At 70.7% G+C, this 2,618-nt stretch carries 3 protein-coding genes; all 3 read left to right on the top strand.

Annotated elements, in window-relative coordinates:
- The coding region (locus ABD194_RS18965; RefSeq protein WP_343994381.1) for a hypothetical protein at positions 1-924 on the top strand (924 nt) is incomplete at its 5' end.
- Positions 925-1,001: 77 nt separating this feature from the next.
- Positions 1,002-1,700, top strand: a complete 699-nt coding sequence (locus ABD194_RS18960; protein WP_343994379.1) for a PadR family transcriptional regulator — start codon at positions 1,002-1,004, stop codon at positions 1,698-1,700.
- A 3-nt stretch (positions 1,701-1,703) separates the two neighbouring features.
- Positions 1,704-2,618, top strand: a 915-nt coding sequence (locus tag ABD194_RS18955; protein ID WP_343994377.1) for an inositol-3-phosphate synthase, incomplete at its 3' end; no start/stop codon positions are given.

Genomic DNA, 2,618 nt, shown 5'->3' with positions numbered 1-2,618 from the left:
GGGATCGGCCGGCCGGCGCCGGCGGTGCCCGCGGGCTCGTCCACCGCCACCGCCAGCGCGGCGCCGATGGTCGGGGCGGACGGCATGCCGTACCGGATCGTCCCGGACGCGCCGGGCGACGTGGTCAAGGACGGCCTGCGCTACCGCGCCAAGGTGGCCGACGACGCCCTGGCCGCCGGCTTCATCGGAGACCCCGGCCAGGGGCAGTTCTCGCTCGTCTGGACGCCCACGACCACGCACGTCTCGGTGGGTGCCGAGTGCTACCTGCCGGGCCTCAGCGACGAGGCGGCCGCGGCATACCTCGTGACCGTGAGCCTGGACGGCGGGAAGGGCTTCATCGGCAGCTCCTGCTCCGGAGGAGAGGCCCGCGTGCACGACCTGCCGGCCGGTGGCGGCATCCCCGGTGAGCCCGGCCAGGGGTGGAAGGAGCTCACCGTGGGCCGGACAGCTCGCGTCCGTGTCCAGCTCCTCGAGGCGAAGACGAGCAAGCCGGCAGCGGTCGAGGGCGCACAGCTCGCGGGAGCGGTCTACGAGCAGGGAAGCCAGCAGCCGGTCCGCGACGCGTCGGGGAAGACAGTCGCCTCGCTTCCCCAGGTCGTGGAGCACCAGGGCTACCGCTACGAGCTGGCGGGGCTGACGACTGCGCCGTTGGCCTCCTGGCACGACCTGACGACCGTCGTTCCGGCGGGTCAGGCACTCGTCACCTGGGGCTCCGCCGGGGACCACCTCGCGGGTGACTCCGGGACCTCTGAGTCCGGGACCCGGCTCACCGGACTGTCCGAGGGCACTGAAGGCCACGGCTACGGGTCGTGGGGCACCAGCCCGGTTCCCCGCGGCTCCGCTCACACCGTGACGGTCACCGCCGGGCGGAAGCGGCCGGACCACGGCACCGGCTTCCTCGCCCTCTACACCCTGGCGCACTGAGGCCTGCCCGTCCCCCGGGCCGATCGCTCTCTCGGCTCGATGTATCGCAGCGATATATCTACGTGTAGCATCGGAGCGTGCCCAGGTCCGAACGCCCCCAGAGCCGGCGCGCCGCGCTGCTCGAGTTCGCGGTGCTCGGCCTGCTGCACGACGGACCGCTCCACGGCTACGAGCTGCGCAAGCGCCTCACCACGGCGCTCGGCATCTTCCGGGCCCTCTCCTACGGCTCGCTCTATCCGGCGCTGCGCCACCTCGTCGGCTCCGGCTGGATCCACGAGACCACGCACACCGCCGAGGCGGGCACCCGCACCCCGGGCAGTACCGGCAGCAAGCGGCCCCGCATCACCTACGAGCTGACCGCCGAGGGCAAGGAGCACTTCCAGGACCTCGTCGCCGCCAGCGGGCCCGACGCCTGGGACGACGACGACTTCGACGTGCGCTTCGCCTTCTTCTCCCGCACCGAGGCCCAGGTCCGCCTGCGCATCCTCGAGGGCCGGCGATCCCGCCTCGAGGAGCGCCTCGCCAACATCCGCGACGCCTCGCAGGTCCGTCGCGAGCGCATGGACACCTACACCCTCGCGCTGCAGCAGCACGGCGAGGAGCGCGCCGAGCGCGAGGTGCGCTGGCTCGAGGAGCTCATCGTGGCCGAACGGCGCGCGGCCCTCGACCCCGGCCCGGCGGCATACGACGACCTGCCCGGCGACCTGCCCGGCGCAGTCCCCCAGCACCCCCAGAGCACGACCACCGAGAGCACGAACCCCAACAACAAGGAGTGATCCATGGGATCCGTACGCGTCGCCATCGTCGGCGTCGGCAACTGCGCGAGCTCGCTCGTGCAGGGCGTCGAGTACTACAAGGACGCCGACCCGACGACCGGTGTCCCCGGCCTCATGCACGTCACGTTCGGCGAGTACCACGTCGGTGACGTCGAGTTCGTCGCCGCGTTCGACGTCGACGACAAGAAGGTCGGCAAGGACCTCTCCGAGGCGATCAACGCCTCCGAGAACAACACCATCAAGATCGCCGACGTCCCCACCACGGGCGTCGAGGTGCAGCGGGGCCACACGCTCGACGGCCTCGGCAAGTACTACAAGCTGACGATCGACGAGTCGGGCGCCGAGCCGGTCGACGTCGTGCAGATCCTCAAGGACAAGAAGGTCGACGTCCTCGTCTCCTACCTCCCGGTGGGCTCGGAGCAGGCCGACAAGTTCTACGCGCAGTGCGCCATCGACGCGGGCGTCGCCTTCGTCAACGCCCTGCCGGTCTTCATCGCCTCCGACCCCGAGTGGGCCGCGAAGTTCGAGGCGGCCGGCGTGCCGATCATCGGCGACGACATCAAGAGCCAGGTCGGTGCCACGATCACGCACCGCGTCATGGCCAAGCTGTTCGAGGACCGCGGCGTCGCGCTGGACCGCACCTACCAGCTCAACGTCGGCGGCAACATGGACTTCAAGAACATGCTCGAGCGCGAGCGCCTCGAGTCCAAGAAGGTCTCCAAGACCCAGGCCGTCACGTCCAACCTCACCGGCTCGCTCGCCGGCTTGGTCGACAGCAAGAACGTCCACATCGGCCCGTCCGACTACGTCGCGTGGCTCGACGACCGCAAGTGGGCCTACGTCCGCCTCGAGGGTCGCGCCTTCGGTGACGTGCCGCTGAACCTCGAGTACAAGCTCGAGGTGTGGGACTCCCCCAAC

It is taken from the genome of Terrabacter terrae (genome assembly GCF_039529575.1).
Taxonomy (GTDB): Bacteria; Actinomycetota; Actinomycetes; order Actinomycetales; family Dermatophilaceae; genus Terrabacter; species Terrabacter terrae.
This window is presented reverse-complemented; position numbering and strand designations above follow the sequence as displayed.